The organism is Bacteroidota bacterium (assembly GCA_018692315.1).
Taxonomy (GTDB): Bacteria; Bacteroidota; Bacteroidia; order Bacteroidales; family JABHKC01; genus JABHKC01.
Window position 1 is genome coordinate 1 of sequence record JABHKC010000174.1, and the last position, 17979, is coordinate 17979.

The window sequence follows — 17979 nt, forward strand, 5'->3', positions numbered from 1 at the left end:
CAAAATGTGTGTCAGATTTGAACTACCACAGATTTTTATTTTTGAGTAATAGCGAGCTATTTTGATGGAATAAAAATTGAGGACGGTCAAAGATGATGTGCAGTTTGGGCTTGTAGTAGAAATATTTATGAATTATTCAGCTTAGATTTTCTCTAAGAGTTTCTTCATTTTTTTTTCAAGAAACGAACTGTCATAAATTTCTTTTCCTACATAGATTAACATAGCTGAAATTTGAGTGTTTCTTTCGTTCAAAGATTTGTAACTAATATGCTTATTTAATCGATAAACTTCTCGAATTCTGCGTTTTATCAAATTTCTATCTACAGCTTTTTTATATCTTTTTTTTGAAACAGAAATAGCAATTTGCATTGGATAATTTTTATTGCTATTTGCTGTACTCCAAACAAATTTATAAGGATATAAAAAAAATGAATTGTTGATAGCAAACAATTCATTAATTCTTTTTTTGCTGCACAGCCGCTCTTCCTTTTTAAAAGTAAAGCTCATTTTGTAAATATTTTACAATTGAAAAGCCAAAGAAGATTTATTTTGTCTAATGTTTGGCAAAAATCCTCAGCTTATATATCTGGTTCAGGAAATTAAAGGTAGCGTAAATTTGAAGCTACTTCCTTTATCAATTTCGCTTTCAACCCAAATTTCTCCTCCATTTTTATTAATAAATTCTTTACAAAGAATCAACCCAATTCCTGAACCTTCTTCATTTTCAGTACCAAACGACCTATGTTTTTCATTTATTTTAAAAAGCTTATTAATATCTTCTTTTCGTATTCCAACTCCGGTATCTGTAATGGCAATTTCTAAGAAATTATTGTCTAAAGTAGAATTTATATAAATCTGGCCTCCTTGATGAGTATATTTTATAGAATTTGTAATCAAATTCCTTAAAACACTCTCAACCATATAAGTATCTGCATGAACTTTTGTGTTTGGCAAAATATTGTTAATAATTTTTATCTTTTTAAAACTAGCTTGCATTTGCATAAGCTGTACCACCGAATTTACAATAACATTGACATTTATAATTCTGGGGGTGAAGTTTATAGAGCCAGTTTGCATCTTAGCCCATTCCAATAAATTTTCGATTAGTTTGAAGGCATTGTGCGCAGATTTATGCATTATTTTGACAATATGCTTCAGTTCTGAAGCCGAAAGTTCTGCAAGCTGATTATTTAACATATCGGCAAACCCGAGCAAGGCATTAAATGGACTTTTCAGATCGTGGGCAATTATTGAAAAGAATTTATCTTTTGTTTCGTTCATTTTTTTCAGGTCAATATTTTGTTCTGAAATCTGCTTTTTTTGTCTCTCAATTTTCTTAAAACTTTCAGCGAGGGTGAGCATTGAACGAATTCGAGCAATTAATTCAATTTTATCTATTGGCTTTCTAATATAATCGACAGCTCCTGCATCGAGGGCAGTCATTAAATTTTCAGAAGTTGTCATCACACCAGTAAACATAATCACAGGAATATGTTTGGTCCTTTTATCTTCTTTCAGGATTTTAAGAGCTTCGATCCCGGTCATGGCTGGCATATCCCAATCCATAATTATCAAATCAATATCTTCTTCAAAAGCAATATTACATGCAACTCTGCCACTGTTCGCCTGAATTAAATCATATGGTTCATCACTGGCATTTATTATGTTAAAAACCGTATTCAGGTTTGCTTCATTGTCGTCAACAAGCAAAATTTTGTACCTTTTCATTCTAAATTCCTTTATAAATTCTTTCATAATTATTTCAGTAAGCTAATATAATAATATTCAAATTATAATAGCTCTAAAATTAGATATTATTTAAATAAATGCAATCAATACTTTTTTTGCATATTCATTATAAGCTACTTAGGTCCTTCTATATTATTATTAAAACTAATTTTTAGCCTTTTGTAAAATGCTTTTTTTCAATTCTGCCTCTCTTTTCCTGAGTTCATTCATAACTTTTTCGTAAATATCTTCATAAATATTTAAATTATAAGAATAAAAAGCAATGCTCGAATCGAATTGACTTTTAGTAACATTGTGTTTTAGAAAAAGTACATCATGATAATCTTTATATTCGAATTTGGATTTTCTACTTTTTTGTTGTTTCGAAACCAAAATCCCGTCAGAAATATGTATATCAACAATTAATGGAACTATTTTTTCAACATTGATAATATTATTTGGTATTGACTCTTCTGAAGAATTGCACGAAAACAAAAGAATTGCAAAATTTACTAATATCAGTTTGCTCAATATTTTTATCATATAACTCAATTATTATCAAATTTGAAATTTAAAAATGTAAAAGTATAAACTTCAATCAATATAGAAAAAATTTAAATGAGCATGATTTTTTCATAACAAAAGATTTTGTTCATTACTTATTCTGAATCATAAACTGAAAATAAACTTAAGATATTTGCTGAGAAATGTCATTAAGAAATAGAAAATTTAGATTTACTTTTGCATAATATTTGACATTTTTTTGACAAAACAAATTGTATGAATATCAGGCAAATAGGAGTTGTGAAAAGTAAATTTAAGGAATCTGCCAACACTGCTGAAATGAAAAAACATGAAAGCATTATTGTTGTTGAAGATGAATTTCTTGATGGTTTGTTTAAAATTGAAGATTCCGAATTTATAGAAATAGTATTTTTGTTCGACAGAGCAAAAAATTATGATTTACAGCTTCATACATTCTCCGGAGAATATAAAGGAGTTTTTGCATCGAGAAGCCCACGAAGGCCAAGTTCAATAGGGATAACTATTGTAAAACTTATAGAAAGAAAAGGGAAATTATTAATAGTTACAGGCTTGGATGCGCTTGATAATACACCGGTTTTAGATATTAAAGCAATCGACAACAGAATTTTTGAAGATAATAAAACACAAATTCAAACAAACATTTTAAAATCGAACCCAAGAATTGAGATAATGGCTCATATTTGGGCAAACGAAACCAAGGAACTTTTGTTGAAAGCCGGACAAATTCATGGACATTATTGCACTGGGCTGGCATTAGGAGTTTTGGCAGCTACAATTGCAATGCACGAGATAAGAGAAGAGTCTGCCGGATTAGAAAATTTATTGGCAATTGTTGAAAATAATAATTGCTTTTCTGATGGGATTCAATTTGTTACTGGCTGCACTTTTGGAAATAATTCATTAATTTTCAAAGATATAGGGAAACAAGCGTTCACGCTGGCTAAGCGAAATGGCATAGCCGTTCGTATTTTAGTTAAGCCTGAAGCACGAGATATTTTACGAAGTCTGGTCCCTGAATTTTCTGAAAGTTATGAAAAAGTTATTAAAAATCGTAGCCAAAATCAAGAGGAAATTGCAAACTTCAAAACTCAGGGTATTCAGAAAGCATTTGCATCATTGGAAGTAAGCTCTGACAAACTTTTTGACACAAAAAAAGTAGAAATTTCAATACCGGATTATGCTCCGGTTCACGAAAGTTTTGTTTGCGAGGACTGTTCAGAAAGTATAATGTCATCGAGAACCACTGATCAGCAAAACAAAAAGTACTGCATAGAATGCTCAAATTCTGAATATTATCAATTAGATGGTTTTGGTATTTCTTGCAAAAAGACAGAAAAATAGAATCAATTATATATATTATCAAAATTTTTAACCAAAAAAATCCCATATGTATTTCTCTACAATAATTTCAATTGAAATATTTGCAACATTTTTTACAGGGCTTTTATCAAGTATGGTTCATGTAGTTTCCGGACCAGACCATCTTGCTGCCGTAACACCTTTGGCAGTAGATAGACAAAAAAGGTCGTGGTTAGTAGGTTTTTATTGGGGCATTGGACACACATTAGGAATTTTGATTATAGGCATTTTATTCTATTTTTTCAGAGAAATACTGCCTGTTGAAAAAATTTCTGCAATCAGCGAACAATTAGTAGGAGTAATATTAATTTTGATAGGTACTTGGGCAATTGTTAGAACATATTATAGTAAATTCAACAAATCGCATTCTCATCCACATATTCACACAAAACCAAACACTTATGTTCATGTCCACGATCATTCGCACGAAGAAAACCAAAACCACAAACATGGCCATACAAAAGAGGGAAGAAATGCAAGTTTATCTTCATTTTTAATAGGAATTTTTCATGGCTTAGCTGGAGTTTCTCACCTTTTGGCTATCTTGCCAACGCTTGCTTTACCGTCTAACTACGAAGCTGGCTCGTATTTATTTGGCTTCGGAATTGGGACAATCATGGCAATGGTAGGCTTTTCAATGATAATTGGATATGTAGCATTTAAAAGTTCAAAAAAAGATAAAACTTTTAATTTCAAGGCTTTAAAAACTGCAAGTGGAATATTGGCTATTGCAGTAGGAATATTATGGATTATTAATACTTTCTAAAATTATGCGCAAAATAGATACTTCGAAATTATCTTCCGACGAATGTTGGGGAGTTCAAATTAATGGACTTTCTTTTTGTAAAAATTGTAAATGGATCGGACTAAGTGCCTGTGAAGGAAAAAATATCGTCAAAACCCAAAAAAATTCAAAAGGCTTTTTAATTGGTGAAAAAGGAGTAATAAACTAAAAAACATGTGGAAAGATTTGTTTTCATTTTCTCGTCGAGAAAGAAATGGAATATTTGTTATACTATTTTTAATTATAGTTATTTACTCTGCTACAAAACTGTTTTCATTTTTTGCAGAAGAAGAAATATATGATTATTCGGAATATGAGACCCAAATTTTGGAATTTGAAGAATCTCTAATAAGAAAGCCAATCTCATCTACTAATAACGAAAAATTCAACCCATTTAAATTCAACCCTAATACGATTTCTATTGACAGTTTAGAATTATTTGGTTTCAATAAAAAAGTAGTGAAAACTATAAATAATTACAGGAAAAAAAGCGGCAAATTCTACAAAAAAGAAGATTTTAAGAAAATTTATGGCATAAGTTCAATCCAATATGAATTTTTGAAATCATATATCGAAATTCCACAAAAGAAACAATATCATACATCTGAGAATAAAAAAACTGTAGTTGAAAAATCTGATTCTCTTTTTTATTTTGATCCAAATACAATTGACTATCAAAACTTGATGAAATTAGGATTTTCTGATAAAGTAGCCAAAACATATTTAAAGTATAGAACCAGTGGTGGAAAATTTTATAAAAAGGAAGATCTGAAGAAAATATATGGAATAACTGATAATTTTTTTGCAAAACTTAAACCTTATATTCACTTTATTGATACTACGCAAATAAATCAAAAAAATAAGGAATATAACGAAAGTCAGCTATCTCGTAAAATTATTGAAGTGGAATTAAATTCAGCTGATTCTGCAAATCTTGAAAGTTTAAATGGCATTGGTAAGATTCTATCAGTTCGGATATTAAAATATAGAGATATGTTAGGCGGATTCTATGAAACAGACCAACTAAAAGAAGTTTATGGAATTACCGAAGCTACATATATCAGATTGAAAACCAAAATATTTGTCGATACAAGTTTGATAAAATTGATTAATATAAATTTTGCAAGTAAGGCAGAGCTTGAAAAACATCCATATTTGAATTATAAAGATGCAAAATCAATCATCAAATTCAGGGCAAAAAATGGCAGCTTCAAAAATATTCATGTTCTCAGAGAAAAAACAGTTGTTTCAGAAAATACTTTCGAAAAGCTTAGGCATTATTTAGCTATAGAATAGGAATATTTTAAAGAGTTCTGCTAATTTCCCATTTCAGACATAAACATAATTCTTACTAATCTGATGTCTTCTTCGGAATATTCTGCTTCTCCAAGTTCATCAATGGCAGCTTCAATCGATTCTGTTTCAGCTTCTTCCTTGAAATATTCATAAATATCAGCCTTTTTGTCTTCATCAATTACACTGTTTATGTAATAATCTATATTAAGTTTTGTCCCTGAATTTACGATTACTTCAATTTCTTTAATTAAATCTATCATTTCCAGCCCTTTGGCATTGGCAATATCATCTAAAGGCAATTTTCTGTCGATGCTCTGAATGATAAAAACTTTCATGCCGGATTTGTTAACTACAGATTTTACAACCATATCCTGAGGTCGTTCAATTTCGTTGTTTTCGACATGTTTTTTTATCAAATCGATAAACTCCTTGCCATAACGAAGTGCTTTTCCGGAACCTACACCTGAAATATTTTTCATTTCGTCCATAGTGATAGGATATTGAATAGCCATATCTTCTAAGGATGGATCTTGAAAAATTACAAAAGGAGGTAATCCTTTTGATTTTGAGATTTGACGTCTAAGGTCTTTCAATAATGCAAACAATTCAGGATCTACTGCTCCTGAACCTCCTCCAACGCCTTGAACATAACCATCATCGGAATCTTCATATTCGTGATCTTTCGATAGCATGAAAGATTTAGGATCGTCAAGATATAATTTTCCTTCTTTCGTCAATTTTAGAAGCCCATAGTTTTCAATATCTTTGGTAATTAAACGTGCTACCATAGATTGGCGAAATACAGCATTCCAAAATTTAACATCATTTTCTCTTCCTGAACCAAATATTTCTAATAAATGGTGCTTATATGATTTTACTGCAGCTGTTATATTTCCTGACAGAATATTTGCAATATGTTCGGCTTTGAATTTTTCTTTAACTTCAAGTATTGCCTCTAATGACTGAACAACATAATCTTTTCCTTCAAATAAAGTTTTAGGATTCAAGCAATTATCGCAAGATTCGCAATTATCTCTTTTATAAATTTCGCCAAAATAATGTAGGAGCAACCTTCTTCGACAAATAGAAGATTCTGCATATGCAACAGTTTCGAGAAGCAATTGCTTGCCAATCTCCTGTTCTGCAACAGGTTTTCCTTGCATAAATTTTTCTAATTTCTGAATATCTTTATAGCTATAAAAAGTTATACATTTTCCTTCGCCACCATCGCGGCCAGACCTTCCGGTTTCTTGATAATAGCCTTCGAGACTTTTCGGAATATCATAATGAATAACATATCGAACGTCTGGTTTGTCAATTCCCATTCCGAAAGCAATAGTTGCAACAATTACATCAACTACTTCCATCAAGAAACTGTCTTGATTGCCAGTTCTTGTAGTAGAATCCATACCAGCATGATATGGAAGGGCTTTTATTCCGTTCACTTGTAATGTTTCTGCAAGTTCTTCAACTTTTTTTCTGCTTAAGCAATAAATTATTCCAGACTTTCCAGAATGTTGTCTGATAAATTTTATTATTTCTTTTGATGCATTAACTTTTGGTCGTATTTCATAATATAAATTAGGCCTGTTGAAGGATGAAATAAAAACATTTGCTTTCAACATTCCAAGATTTTTTTGTATGTCGTGTTGCACTTTTGGTGTTGCTGTTGCTGTAAGAGCAATTACAGGAGCTTGTCCTATTCTTTCAATTATTGGACGAATTTTACGGTATTCTGGTCTAAAATCGTGTCCCCATTCAGAAATACAATGTGCCTCATCTACAGCATAAAAAGAGATTTTGATTTGTTGTAAAAAAAGAATATTATCCTCCTTTGTTAGAGATTCGGGAGCAACATATAATAGTTTGGTTTTTCCGGCTATAACATCTTCTTTTACGGTAACAACCGCAGCTTTTGTAAGTGAAGAATTATAGAAATGAGCAATTCCATCATCCATACTAAAGCTTCTCATAGCATCAACTTGATTTTTCATTAAAGCTATCAGCGGGGAAATAATTATGGCTGTACCTTCTCTAATCATAGCCGGTAACTGATAACAAAGGGATTTACCCCCACCTGTTGGCATAAGAACAAAAGAATCTCTATTTGCTAAAACATTTTCTATTATCTTTTTTTGGTTTCCCTTAAACTTATCAAATCCAAAATATTTTTTCAAATACTTGTACAATGAAATATCTTTCTTTTTACCCATTTGCTGATAACAATTAAAATCTCTCTTTTGTTTATTTTATAAAACTGTAAAACAAATATAACAATTCTAAATTAATTATATGACTGAATTAATTTTTTTTCAAAAAAAATTTCTCAAGGTCAATTTTCCTTTATATAGTGCTGTTTTGAGTGGTTTTACTGAATATCAATTTTATTACAAAATTTAAAAATTGCCTTTCATACGTTTTAGCCAAAGAAAAAATAGCTGCATTTTAGATAAAACTAATTTCTTTAAGCAAAAAAATACCAAAATTAATTTCAATTAATTTAGTATTAACATATTGAGCAAATAGTGAATGTGGGTTTAATAAAAAAGCAAAAATGAAAAATTTATTAATTTATGCAACTATTTGTATTTCAAATTGCTATTTTTTAAGATATTAGAAAGCAATTCTCTTGCCCTAAACAACTGAGCTTTAACTGTTCCTATGGGCAATTCTAATTCGTCGGCAATTTCTTCATATGAAAACTCTTTAAAATATCGAAGTTCAATCAACTGTCGGTATCGAGGTTTAAGTTTCTGAACAACAGTTTTCATTAATATTGCTTTTTGCTTTTTTATTAGCTCTTCTTCAGGGTCATTAACATTTGCTTCTAAAACAATTTTTGGTTCATAGTCTTTATCATCACCAGTCTGATCTATAGAGATATGAGGACCTTTCTTTTTTCTTAAGAAATCTATGCAATTATTAGTTGCTATTTTAAAAAGCCATGTGCTGAATGCATAGCTAGGTGAATATTGATGAATACTTTTAAATGCTTTCCCAAATGCTTCAATAGTGAGATCGTCTGCATCGCTTTTGTTGTTCACCATTTTAAGAAGCATATAGTATATTGAATCTCTGTAACGTTGCAATAATTCAGCGTAGGCTTTCTGATCGCCATCTTTGGCCATCAAAACTAAATTGTAATCGAACTTTGCTTTATCAGAAAGATTAGGATTTTTTTCCATCAATCAATCGTAAATTTTTTATCAATAAAAAAAGCGAATATACAAAAATATTTGCGATAGAATTTTGACAACCAATTATTCTCAGAAAATATCAAACAGTAATTCGTTTAAAAAGAATTATATTTTAACTTTGACATCTGTTTTCTTTTACTGAATTACTAATCAAATAATAGATGTATTTTATTGATACACATTCTCATATATACTTAAAGCATTTCAAAAACGATGTAAAAGAAGTTGTGAATCGGGCAGCAAAACAAGGTGTTAAATATATTTTTCTTCCCAATATTGATAGCTCTTCTATAGACGATATGTTCAATGTATCAAAGCAATTTCCAAAAATTTGTTTTCCAATGATTGGCTTGCATCCAACTTCAGTTGAAGAAGATTTTGAATTTGAGTTAAAAGTTGTAGAAAAAGTCCTTTCAGAACATAAATTCATTGCAATTGGCGAGATAGGAATAGACTTATATTGGGACAAAACTTTTATTGAAGAACAGAAATTTGCTTTAAAAACCCAGCTTGAATTAGCTTTATTGAATAATTTACCTGTAGTAATTCATTCACGAGATTCGTTTAATGAGGTTTATGAAATTTTAGAAAGTTATGGCAAAGGTAAGCTTTCAGGTATTTTTCATGCTTTTTCGGGAAGTGTTGAACAAGCTGAAAAAATAATTGATTTAGGTTTTAAGATTGGTATTGGCGGAGTGGTAACATATAAAAATTCGGGTTTGGCAGACACAGTACGAGAAATTGATTTAAGCAATATTGTACTTGAAACAGATTCACCATATTTAACTCCAGTTCCGAAACGAGGAAAAAGAAACGAACCAACATACCTTATATATATAGCAAAAAAACTTTCTGAGATTTATAATATGAAAGTAGAAGAAATTGCTCAAATAACTTCAAACAATGTAAGAGATATTTTTAATTTTAATTAATATTGTTAATATTCGCAGAAATTTTAATCAATATAATAGTGTATAATAAAGCTTTACTTGATTTTGTTCTAAATATATAAAATTGTAAAAAAATAATTTAATAATGATAATCATGAAAAATAAAATTCTTCTGCTTTCAGTTTTGTTTGTTTTTATCTTAAGCAACATGTTTGCTCAAACTTTAGAAATTGAGTGGGGACCATATAAGGATATGCCTCGTAAAACCAATTTCCAAAAAATAATTGGTAGCGATGACGAGCTTCTTTATGTAGTTCAGAGACCAAAAGTAAAAGTATCGAACAACGATATGGTAGTTTTGAAAGGCTTTTCTACAACAACTATGCTCGAAGAATCATCTTCGGAACTTAAAATGCCATTAATATACAACAAACCTTCTGTTTTTGATGACATTTTCTATCTGAATGGCAAACTTGTTTTGTTTTCATCAGTGATAGATGATATTATCATGATGAAAAAAACCTATGCTCACATTGTTGATGAAAACGGAGGTCCCTTAAGCGATCCAAAACTTATTGGAGAAATTTCGATAGGTACTGAAGAAGATCCAGGAATGGAATTTTCTTATTCGCACGACAAATCTTTGATTATTGTTCATTATCACAATATTTATAATGTATATACCGGCGAACCATATATTTTCAAATATGTAGATTCGGAATTGAACATAGTTTTTAATAAAAGTTTAGTTCTGCCATACGAAAACAGAAAGTTTGAAGTGTTAGACTATAAAGTAGGTAAAAGTGGAAATATTTATTTATCACTAAAAGTAGAACCTGCAGGAAAGAAAAAAAGAAGGACAAGAACTTCGGCAGGAGGCAGGAAACCGCGAGTATTATATGAATACTATATGCACGTTTTCAATAAGAAAAAAGATGATCTACAAGATTATAAAATTCTGGTTCAAAAATATTTCCCATCAAATCTTTCGTTTGAAATAAATGAGGATGAAGAGGTTTTGCTTTTTGGTTTTGCCACAAAAAAATCTGACAATATTTTTACAGGAATTTTTTATCAAAAGTTAATCCCACGCTATGAAAAAATCTCATTGACAAAGTATAGAGATTTCTCTAAAGATAGAAAATTTGTTGCCGAGTTTTCTGAAGAACGAAATGGCGAAAATGCAGAACAATTTTTCAGCTACAGTCCAGGCAGAGCAATGTTTTTGCATAGCTCGGGATTGGTTTTACTATGGGAACAATATTATGTAACAACAACTAAAATTGTTGATCCTAAAACAAAAAAGGAAGTAATTAACTATTACCACCATTATGGCGACATAATTGCTGCAAATGTTAGCGAAGAAGATCAGATGTTATGGGTTTCACGAATTCCAAAATCGCAATTTAGTACAAACGACAATGGATATTACAGCTCTTTTATTGCAATTTCGGATGTAAACAAAGTGAAGGTAATGTTTAACGACCATCCGAAAAATTTCAAACAAAAGGACAGAACTAAAATGAAAATTTTAAAAAATAATGTAAGTTTAAGCCCAAGCGGATTAGCGAATATGATTACCTTATACAATGATGGCACTATTGACAAAGCATACATGTTTCATAGCGGAGACAAAAAAACTTCATTATGCCCAAGATTATTTTTAGATACTGGAGATGGATATGTTATTTATGGACAAGAAGGTAAAAAATATCGCTGGGGAAATTTTATGTTTGAATAATAGCAATGATTTCAGTCGGCAGACTAAAAAATTCTACCGACTGAAATTACTAACTAAAGAATAGCTTTAATACCCGGTAACTCTTTCCCTTCAATATATTCAAGCAAAGCGCCGCCTCCGGTTGAGACATAACTTACTTTATCTGCAAGATTATATTTGTTGATTGCAGCTACCGAATCGCCACCTCCAATCAAGGAAAATGCTCCTTTTTCTGTTGCAGAAACAATTGCATCGGCTATTTTTTTGGTACCATAACTGAAATTTTCCATTTCAAAAACTCCCATTGGACCGTTCCATAAAATAGTCTCTGAGTTTTCAATGATCTCAGAAAAATTTGATATACTTTCATTTCCAATATCAAGACCCATCCATTCAGGTTTTATTTCGTGAATTTCACAAAATTCTCTATTTGCATTATTATCAAATTTGTCGGCAATTACGGCATCTACAGGCAGAGCAATTTTAACATTTTTTTCCTTAGCTTTCGACAAAATATCTCTTGCCATTTCCAAATAATCATTTTCAATAAGAGAAGCTCCAATATTTCCTCCCATTGCCTTAATAAAAGTGAAAGTCATACCTCCGCCAATTATCAAATTATCAACTTTCGGAAGAAGATTTTCAATTATTGTAATTTTCGATGAAACTTTTGCACCTCCCAAAATAGCTGTAAATGGACGTTTTGATTTATTTAAAACTTGTCCAATACTTTCTAATTCATTCTTTATCACAAAACCGAAAAGTTTGTTTTCTCGAAAAAATTTGGCAATAATTGTTGTTGAAGCGTGAGCACGATGAGCAGTTCCAAATGCATCGTTCACATACACATCAGCCAGTTCCGAAAGTTTCTTTGCAAATTCAACATCGCCTTTAGTTTCTTCTTTGTAAAATCTTAGATTTTCGAGTAACAAAATTTCTCCCGATTTTAATTCTTTTGCCATTTTTTCAGGAATTTCGCCAATACAATCGCTGGCAAATTTTACCTCTTGTTCAAGCAATTTAGAAAGATAAGCGACTAAATTACGAAGCGAGAATTTTTCCTCAAATCCAGTTTTTGGCCTTCCCAGATGAGACATTAGAATTACTGAACCACCATCTGAAATAATTTTTTTAATAGTTGGCAATGCTGCTCTAATGCGTGTATCATCAGTAATTTCAAATTTGTCGTTCAATGGAACATTAAAATCTACTCTGATTATTGCTCGTTTTCCTGAAAAATTAAAAGTATTAATATCAATCATTTTATCTCTATTTCTAATTAAATAATATTGTTCTTTTTTACAAAAGTATAAAACTAATTTTGAGTTTAAAGCATAAAGCTCAACAAAAACACAATGAAGTATTTTTGTAGTGATTATTCTCTGCAGCTTTGAGTGTTGAGGAAATTTTTAATGTAGATAAAAATAGATTCCTTTATTAATCATAAAATGTCCATGATAATCCAGACTTGAACGTCATCGGATTTAATGGATAATGAAGAGCCGAAAAATAATCTAATTTGCTGATTTCCGAATTTATATGAGAATACTTTAGGAAAAATCTTACGGTTTTTAATTTAATGTTTAGAAAAATATCGAAATAAGGATGCTCTCCAATCAATTTTTCATTTTGCAAATAAAAAACATTTGTCGATGGCATAAATGCATAGGAATAAAATTTTGTGTTATAGTAAAAATCTACACCTAATTGAACTTTTAAAACTTTTTTCAATAAAAATTGTTCATAGAAAATAGAATTGTAAGTAGCAAATTTAGGAATTGCAATCGCTTTATTATCTGAATATTGAACAACAAATTTATGATTTGTCTTAAATCGCCAAAATTTAAATGCTTTGTCGATATTTGCACTAACTATAGAAATTTCATCGTTACTTTGGACAGGGATTGCTAATTCATTAAAGTATATATGATTAGAAATTAAAGCGTAGTTTAAGCCTATTTTAAAAAATCGAGATGGGATATTAAAAAGAATATTTGAACTCAGTCGTTTTTCTGTAACAAAATCGTTAGCCCAACCAAAATAATTTGAATTATAGTTTTGTAAAAAATAATCGGGACTTGAATTCGAATATTTTAGTTTTACAGCTACCACAGCAGAATCGGAATTGAGATTTAAACGCCTCATCAAAATTGCATTTAAAAAATATTCGCCCTGATTGTAGCCTTCAAAACAAAATTGAGAATTAATATTCCATACATTTTTTGAGATATTGTTTCTGGCAGATGCTCCAATAAAAGATGAGCTAAGTATTTCGTTTTCATTATAATAATAACTATCTGAAAGTTTGTTAGACAAACTAAAATTGTAGAATATCGAAGTGCTATCTGCAAACATTTTCTCGAAATTCCATTGAAAAGTATTTGTCATAAGCTTAAATGCTGCAGAATCGTATGTCTGTATTGAATCAAGAAAAATATTATTATAAAATATTGTATCAATTCCATCTTCGTAAAGTCTGCTTTTTCGCTCTAATTGCAATTTATGAACTATTGTACTTTTTTTCACAAATACATCATTTTCAATAGAGTCTTTTCCGATTTCAGTAATTGTCTTTCCTAAATCATATTTTTGGACTATCAGCAAACTTTTGTCCAAGATTTCAGATTTTGCATCGTCTAAATTCACATCAATATATTCCAAACTTGTATTAGATCCATTAGTGAAATCTTCATCATTGCTAAGTCCTCCATTTTCGTAAATTCGGAATTTATTTGAATTCCAATTTCCGTGAATTGAGTACCTGTTTTTTTCGTAGCTCGTCCATAATGAATAAGAATTGTTTTTTACTTCTTGACGATTGTATTTTCCTATCGAAGATATTAAATTATAGGTAAACCCAACATTAAAAAACGGATTAACATTTTGAGTATGAATAACTTCTAACAATTCCTCTTCTCTTCCTTTTGCTCCAGACTTTGCATAACTTAGGTTAGTATATGGTTTTTTTGTGTTATAAAAAACATTTTTCTCCGGATTAAGAAAATATAAGTCATAAGCTTGCAAAAAGAATAGATTGTTTTGTTTTCTGTCGAAATAAACATTTGAAATATTTGCCATCCCAAAATTTCCCAATGTAGTATTAGATATACTATTTCTGAAAATCGGATTTATTGTTTGAAAATTCTCTAAAAAAGTATCCATTTCAACAATTTCTTTTTCAGAAAAATTATCAATCAGAATCCATGAATCTATTATGTCTTTTTCGACAACAGTATCGCACTGTGCATACGAAAACGATACACAAAAAAACAAAATTAATATGGAAATTTTTTTTTTCAATAGAGAAATCTCTTATAATTTATTTTACAAAACAAAAAATGAACGACAAATCTAATTTTTTGTTTTCCAATATTTTAATAATAAAAACCCAAAAAGCATTCCGCCAAGATGTGCAAAATGTGCAACATTATCGCCCGGCTGATTCATAACACCTTCATAGAGTTCGATAATACCATATATAATCACAAAATATTTTGCTTTAATCGGAAACGGAACAAAAATAAAAAACATTTTAGCATTCGGGAACAACATTCCAAATGCGAGTACAATTCCAAAAATTGCACCTGAAGCCCCTACAGTGGGTATATCCATAATTTGCCCAATTATTGAATCTATGAAATTAATGGCACCTTGTGCCAATTGAGGATTGTCTGGATATTTTGCATATTCGGAAAAAAGGCTTTTGAAATAATCGTCTCGACTAATAATTTCGAAATATTGCGAAAAATTGTCTTGCATAAAAATTTTGAAATATTCCGGAGATGGAGTATTTTGAAAAGCAAGAAATGCCTCTTGCACCGATGATATTCTGTAATGCAAAATTAGAGTATGTAGCAACGCTGCACCAATTCCTGTAATGAAAAAATAAATAATGAATTTTTTGCTTCCCAATGTTTGTTCAACAGCCGAACCGAACATCCATAAACCAAACATATTGAACAAAATATGTTGGAAATTTCCGTGCATAAACATATGCGTAATATATTGATATGGTCGGAAAAAACTTGATTCAAAATAATATAATGATAGAAATTTTCCCACATCAATATCAAATTCTTCAAGAGCTAAAGAACCCAAAAAAAATAGTGCATTGATGATGAGTAAATTTTTGACTATAGGCGGAATATAGAATTTCCCACCTCCCAAAATGTTTTGCATACTTATATAATTCTAATGTTGATTTGCTATTTTTATCTATTTTAAAAGTTCAATGATAGTTTTTCCCTGACAAGCATTTGGACATGAAATATTTATTAGGGATGAAATGGTTGGAACGATATCAACTACAGAAATCTGTTCTGAAATTGTAGAACGACTAATTTTCCACCCATACCAAATTAACGGGACATGTGTTTCGGAATTGTATCCGTAATTATGAGAAATAGAATGTTGCTTATTTTGGCTCCAGCCAGCTTCCAATTTTATTAAAATATCTCCTGAACGTTTGTTTTTATAACTATTTTTCATATATCCAACTTCTTGATAATTAGCTGCATCACTTTGCAGATTCACAGAATTTGAAACTGCCGAAACGCCCGAAAATTGCATAATAAATTGACAAACATCCTCCTGAAAATCTTTTAGCGAAATATTTGAATCTTCAATCAAATTTCGATTTAAATAAATTTGTTGATTCATAAACTTTTTTATCCATTGTCCATGACCGTACTTTGCGTTCAAATATGCCCTAAGCAAAAGATTTGCTCTTTCTGAGTCGAAAAAATTCCCTGGAAGTTTTTCATTTTTATTAAAATCGGAATTTGGTGCCAATCCTCCGTCCGAGCTAAGGTAAACTATTACATTATGTTTCCCGAGATATTCATCTATAAATTTTAGAAAATGAGCAATATCTTTGTCTAATCGCAAATATGTATCTTCAATTTCAACAGAATACATCCCAAATGTTTCAGCAATATATTTTGAGGCTGAAAATGTTATTGAAATAAAATCGGTAAAATTATCATCACCAAGTTCTTCATTCACAATTGTTTCAATGGCAAAATCCTTTGTATATGTATTTCCATAAGGAGTATATTTAAGAATTTCGTAATCCTTCGATTTCAATTCATTTATTTTGTGAGGAAAAGTTTTGAATTCCCCCTCAAATCCTTTTTCATATTGGTTATCATCGCCAATGCTTTCGGTATATTTTTCGATTGAATATAAAGTGTTCCAATGACGCTCTATATAAATATCCGGAAAATGTTTTTCGTTAAATTCGTTTAACCACAATGGCAAATTTTCGATATAAAATGAACTTGATATCCAAAATCCAGTGCTATTATCAAACCAATACGCAGCATCTGCAAGATGACCACCTGAAAGAATCGAAGGTTTATCGTCTAATGAAATACTATAGACTTTCGACTTTTTATTATTAGCAAGTTTTAATCTGTCCGCAAATGTTTCAGAAAGCATATGTTTCGGCGATTTCTTGCCGGAATTTGATTCACTTCCAATGGTTTTTTCATTCTCGTCGAAAGTGCAATCAATTATTGTTTCTTCGTTTTGTGAGTACCAGAAACTTCCAACTATGCCATGTGCTGATGGAAACGATCCACTCGAAATACTTGCATGTCCAGCCGCAGTGTTTGTAAACAAATAGTTGTGATGAACATTTTTGCATAAAGTACCCTGATTTATCAAGCGTTTGAAACCTCTTTCGGAGTATTTATCCCAGAACCTGAAAATATAATCGTATGCCATATCTTCCACCACAATCCCGATTATTAGTTTTGGTTTTTCTGAAGGGATTCTATGTTGAGAAAACAAAATTTGGTTTAATAGCAGAAATATTGTTAGAAATATGATTCTTTTTGACATTAGGAATTTGTTAATATTTTGTTGTACTGTTTTTCCAGATTAATTACATTTTTCTTAATAAGAGAAATAATATTCCTATAGCAACGAAAAGGCTAAGAAAAATATTGAAAAAAGCGAACCAATAGTTTCCATTTTTTATAAGTTCGAACGTTTCGAAGCTAAAGGTTGAAAAGGTACTAAATCCACCGCAAAAACCAATCAGCAAAAACGATTTTAAGACATTATTTTGCAAAAGCTTTTCACCAATAAAATATAGTAATAACCCAAGAATCAGTGTACTTATAATGTTTGACAATAATGTTGCGAGAGGATTAATATTTTGAAAATTACCTGTAGTAACTTTTGAAATACCGAATCGCATTAAACTTCCGAAACCACCACCAACAAATATTGCAATAATATTGAGCATATCATTTCTAAAAATTTGCAAATATAATTTATAATTTTTTGTTTCTGTTTTATCCTTATTAAAATCAGTAATTCCGCAACAAAAATAATCAGCCAGTCACAAATTCTCAATAAAGAATACTAGATATAGCTTTCCCATTCAGCTTTTAGGGCTGTCATGATTTTGTATTTGAATTTACATTTTTACCTCCTTTTGTTTTTTAGCTA

16 protein-coding genes are annotated in these 17979 nt (G+C 30.3%); 6 read left to right on the top strand and 10 right to left on the bottom strand.

Going from position 1 to position 17979, the window contains the following annotated elements; translation table 11 throughout:
* Positions 1-141: 141 nt before the first annotated feature.
* From rnpA to HN894_13260, 3 genes are all read right to left on the bottom strand, one after another.
* Positions 142-507, bottom strand: coding sequence for a ribonuclease P protein component (gene rnpA / locus HN894_13250; GenBank protein MBT7144288.1), 366 nt, complete (start codon positions 505-507; stop codon positions 142-144).
* Positions 508-591: 84 nt separating this feature from the next.
* On the bottom strand, positions 592-1728 hold the full coding sequence (locus HN894_13255; protein MBT7144289.1) for a hybrid sensor histidine kinase/response regulator: 1137 nt from the start codon (positions 1726-1728) through the stop codon (positions 592-594).
* A gap of 165 nt (positions 1729-1893) precedes the next feature.
* Positions 1894-2271 (bottom strand): DUF4296 domain-containing protein, encoded by a 378-nt coding sequence (locus HN894_13260; protein ID MBT7144290.1) that lies wholly within the window; start codon positions 2269-2271, stop codon positions 1894-1896.
* Positions 2272-2508: 237 nt separating this feature from the next.
* Between HN894_13260 and tsaA the strand changes: the two genes are divergently transcribed.
* The 4 genes from tsaA to HN894_13280 are packed head-to-tail and all read left to right on the top strand — an operon-like array spanning position 2509 to position 5713.
* Positions 2509-3615 carry a tRNA (N6-threonylcarbamoyladenosine(37)-N6)-methyltransferase TrmO gene (gene tsaA / locus HN894_13265; protein ID MBT7144291.1) on the top strand — a complete coding sequence of 369 codons (1107 nt, stop codon included), beginning with the start codon at positions 2509-2511 and terminating at the stop codon, positions 3613-3615.
* 46 nt (positions 3616-3661) lie between these two features.
* Positions 3662-4399: a High-affinity nickel transporter gene (locus HN894_13270; GenBank protein MBT7144292.1), complete on the top strand. Its 738-nt coding sequence runs from the start codon at positions 3662-3664 to the stop codon at positions 4397-4399.
* A gap of 4 nt (positions 4400-4403) precedes the next feature.
* On the top strand, positions 4404-4586 hold the full coding sequence (locus HN894_13275; protein ID MBT7144293.1) for a hypothetical protein: 183 nt from the start codon (positions 4404-4406) through the stop codon (positions 4584-4586).
* Positions 4587-4591: 5 nt separating this feature from the next.
* Entirely contained in the window at positions 4592-5713 is a 1122-nt protein-coding gene (locus tag HN894_13280) for a helix-hairpin-helix domain-containing protein (GenBank protein ID MBT7144294.1), read from the top strand.
* 20 nt (positions 5714-5733) lie between these two features.
* Here HN894_13280 and recQ read toward each other — a convergent pair whose 3' ends face one another.
* Positions 5734-7926 (bottom strand): DNA helicase RecQ, encoded by a 2193-nt coding sequence (gene recQ, locus HN894_13285; GenBank protein ID MBT7144295.1) that lies wholly within the window; start codon positions 7924-7926, stop codon positions 5734-5736.
* 366 nt (positions 7927-8292) lie between these two features.
* Positions 8293-8898 (bottom strand): sigma-70 family RNA polymerase sigma factor, encoded by a 606-nt coding sequence (locus HN894_13290; GenBank protein ID MBT7144296.1) that lies wholly within the window; start codon positions 8896-8898, stop codon positions 8293-8295.
* Between the two features lie 173 nt (positions 8899-9071).
* Between HN894_13290 and HN894_13295 the strand changes: the two genes are divergently transcribed.
* Both HN894_13295 and HN894_13300 read left to right on the top strand, forming a co-directional pair.
* On the top strand, positions 9072-9842 hold the full coding sequence (locus HN894_13295) for a TatD family hydrolase (GenBank protein MBT7144297.1): 771 nt from the start codon (positions 9072-9074) through the stop codon (positions 9840-9842).
* 112 nt (positions 9843-9954) lie between these two features.
* A complete protein-coding gene (locus HN894_13300; protein ID MBT7144298.1) occupies positions 9955-11541 on the top strand; it encodes a hypothetical protein in 1587 nt (528 codons plus the stop codon).
* Between the two features lie 53 nt (positions 11542-11594).
* Here the strand turns inward: HN894_13300 and HN894_13305 are convergent, their stop codons facing one another.
* The 5 genes from HN894_13305 to HN894_13325 all read right to left on the bottom strand — a co-directional run bounded on the left by HN894_13305 (position 11595) and on the right by HN894_13325 (position 17773).
* Positions 11595-12782 carry a phosphoglycerate kinase gene (locus HN894_13305; protein MBT7144299.1) on the bottom strand — a complete coding sequence of 396 codons (1188 nt, stop codon included), beginning with the start codon at positions 12780-12782 and terminating at the stop codon, positions 11595-11597.
* A 175-nt stretch (positions 12783-12957) separates the two neighbouring features.
* A complete protein-coding gene (locus HN894_13310) occupies positions 12958-14820 on the bottom strand; it encodes a putative porin (protein MBT7144300.1) in 1863 nt (620 codons plus the stop codon).
* A 51-nt stretch (positions 14821-14871) separates the two neighbouring features.
* Entirely contained in the window at positions 14872-15459 is a 588-nt protein-coding gene (locus HN894_13315; protein ID MBT7144301.1) for a rhomboid family intramembrane serine protease, read from the bottom strand.
* A gap of 276 nt (positions 15460-15735) precedes the next feature.
* Positions 15736-17364: an alkaline phosphatase family protein gene (locus HN894_13320; GenBank protein MBT7144302.1), complete on the bottom strand. Its 1629-nt coding sequence runs from the start codon at positions 17362-17364 to the stop codon at positions 15736-15738.
* A gap of 43 nt (positions 17365-17407) precedes the next feature.
* Complete coding sequence (locus HN894_13325) at positions 17408-17773, bottom strand: CrcB family protein (protein ID MBT7144303.1); 366 nt, start codon at positions 17771-17773, stop codon at positions 17408-17410.
* Positions 17774-17979: the final 206 nt, after the last annotated feature.

Excerpts from the sequence above, each read along its gene's own strand:
- rnpA (MBT7144288.1), bottom strand. The coding sequence starts at position 507 with ATGAGCTTTACTTTTAAAAAGGAAGAGCGGCTGTGCAGCAAAAAAAGA.
- HN894_13255 (MBT7144289.1), bottom strand. The coding sequence starts at position 1,728 with ATGAAAAGGTACAAAATTTTGCTTGTTGACGACAATGAAGCAAACCTG.
- HN894_13260 (MBT7144290.1), bottom strand. The coding sequence starts at position 2,271 with ATGATAAAAATATTGAGCAAACTGATATTAGTAAATTTTGCAATTCTT.
- tsaA (MBT7144291.1), top strand. The coding sequence starts at position 2,509 with ATGAATATCAGGCAAATAGGAGTTGTGAAAAGTAAATTTAAGGAATCT.
- HN894_13270 (MBT7144292.1), top strand. The coding sequence starts at position 3,662 with ATGTATTTCTCTACAATAATTTCAATTGAAATATTTGCAACATTTTTT.
- HN894_13275 (MBT7144293.1), top strand. The coding sequence starts at position 4,404 with ATGCGCAAAATAGATACTTCGAAATTATCTTCCGACGAATGTTGGGGA.
- HN894_13280 (MBT7144294.1), top strand. The coding sequence starts at position 4,592 with ATGTGGAAAGATTTGTTTTCATTTTCTCGTCGAGAAAGAAATGGAATA.
- recQ (MBT7144295.1), bottom strand. The coding sequence starts at position 7,926 with ATGGGTAAAAAGAAAGATATTTCATTGTACAAGTATTTGAAAAAATAT.
- HN894_13290 (MBT7144296.1), bottom strand. The coding sequence starts at position 8,898 with ATGGAAAAAAATCCTAATCTTTCTGATAAAGCAAAGTTCGATTACAAT.
- HN894_13295 (MBT7144297.1), top strand. The coding sequence starts at position 9,072 with ATGTATTTTATTGATACACATTCTCATATATACTTAAAGCATTTCAAA.
- HN894_13300 (MBT7144298.1), top strand. The coding sequence starts at position 9,955 with ATGAAAAATAAAATTCTTCTGCTTTCAGTTTTGTTTGTTTTTATCTTA.
- HN894_13305 (MBT7144299.1), bottom strand. The coding sequence starts at position 12,782 with ATGATTGATATTAATACTTTTAATTTTTCAGGAAAACGAGCAATAATC.
- HN894_13315 (MBT7144301.1), bottom strand. The coding sequence starts at position 15,459 with ATGTTCGGTTCGGCTGTTGAACAAACATTGGGAAGCAAAAAATTCATT.
- HN894_13320 (MBT7144302.1), bottom strand. The coding sequence starts at position 17,364 with ATGTCAAAAAGAATCATATTTCTAACAATATTTCTGCTATTAAACCAA.
- HN894_13325 (MBT7144303.1), bottom strand. The coding sequence starts at position 17,773 with ATGCTCAATATTATTGCAATATTTGTTGGTGGTGGTTTCGGAAGTTTA.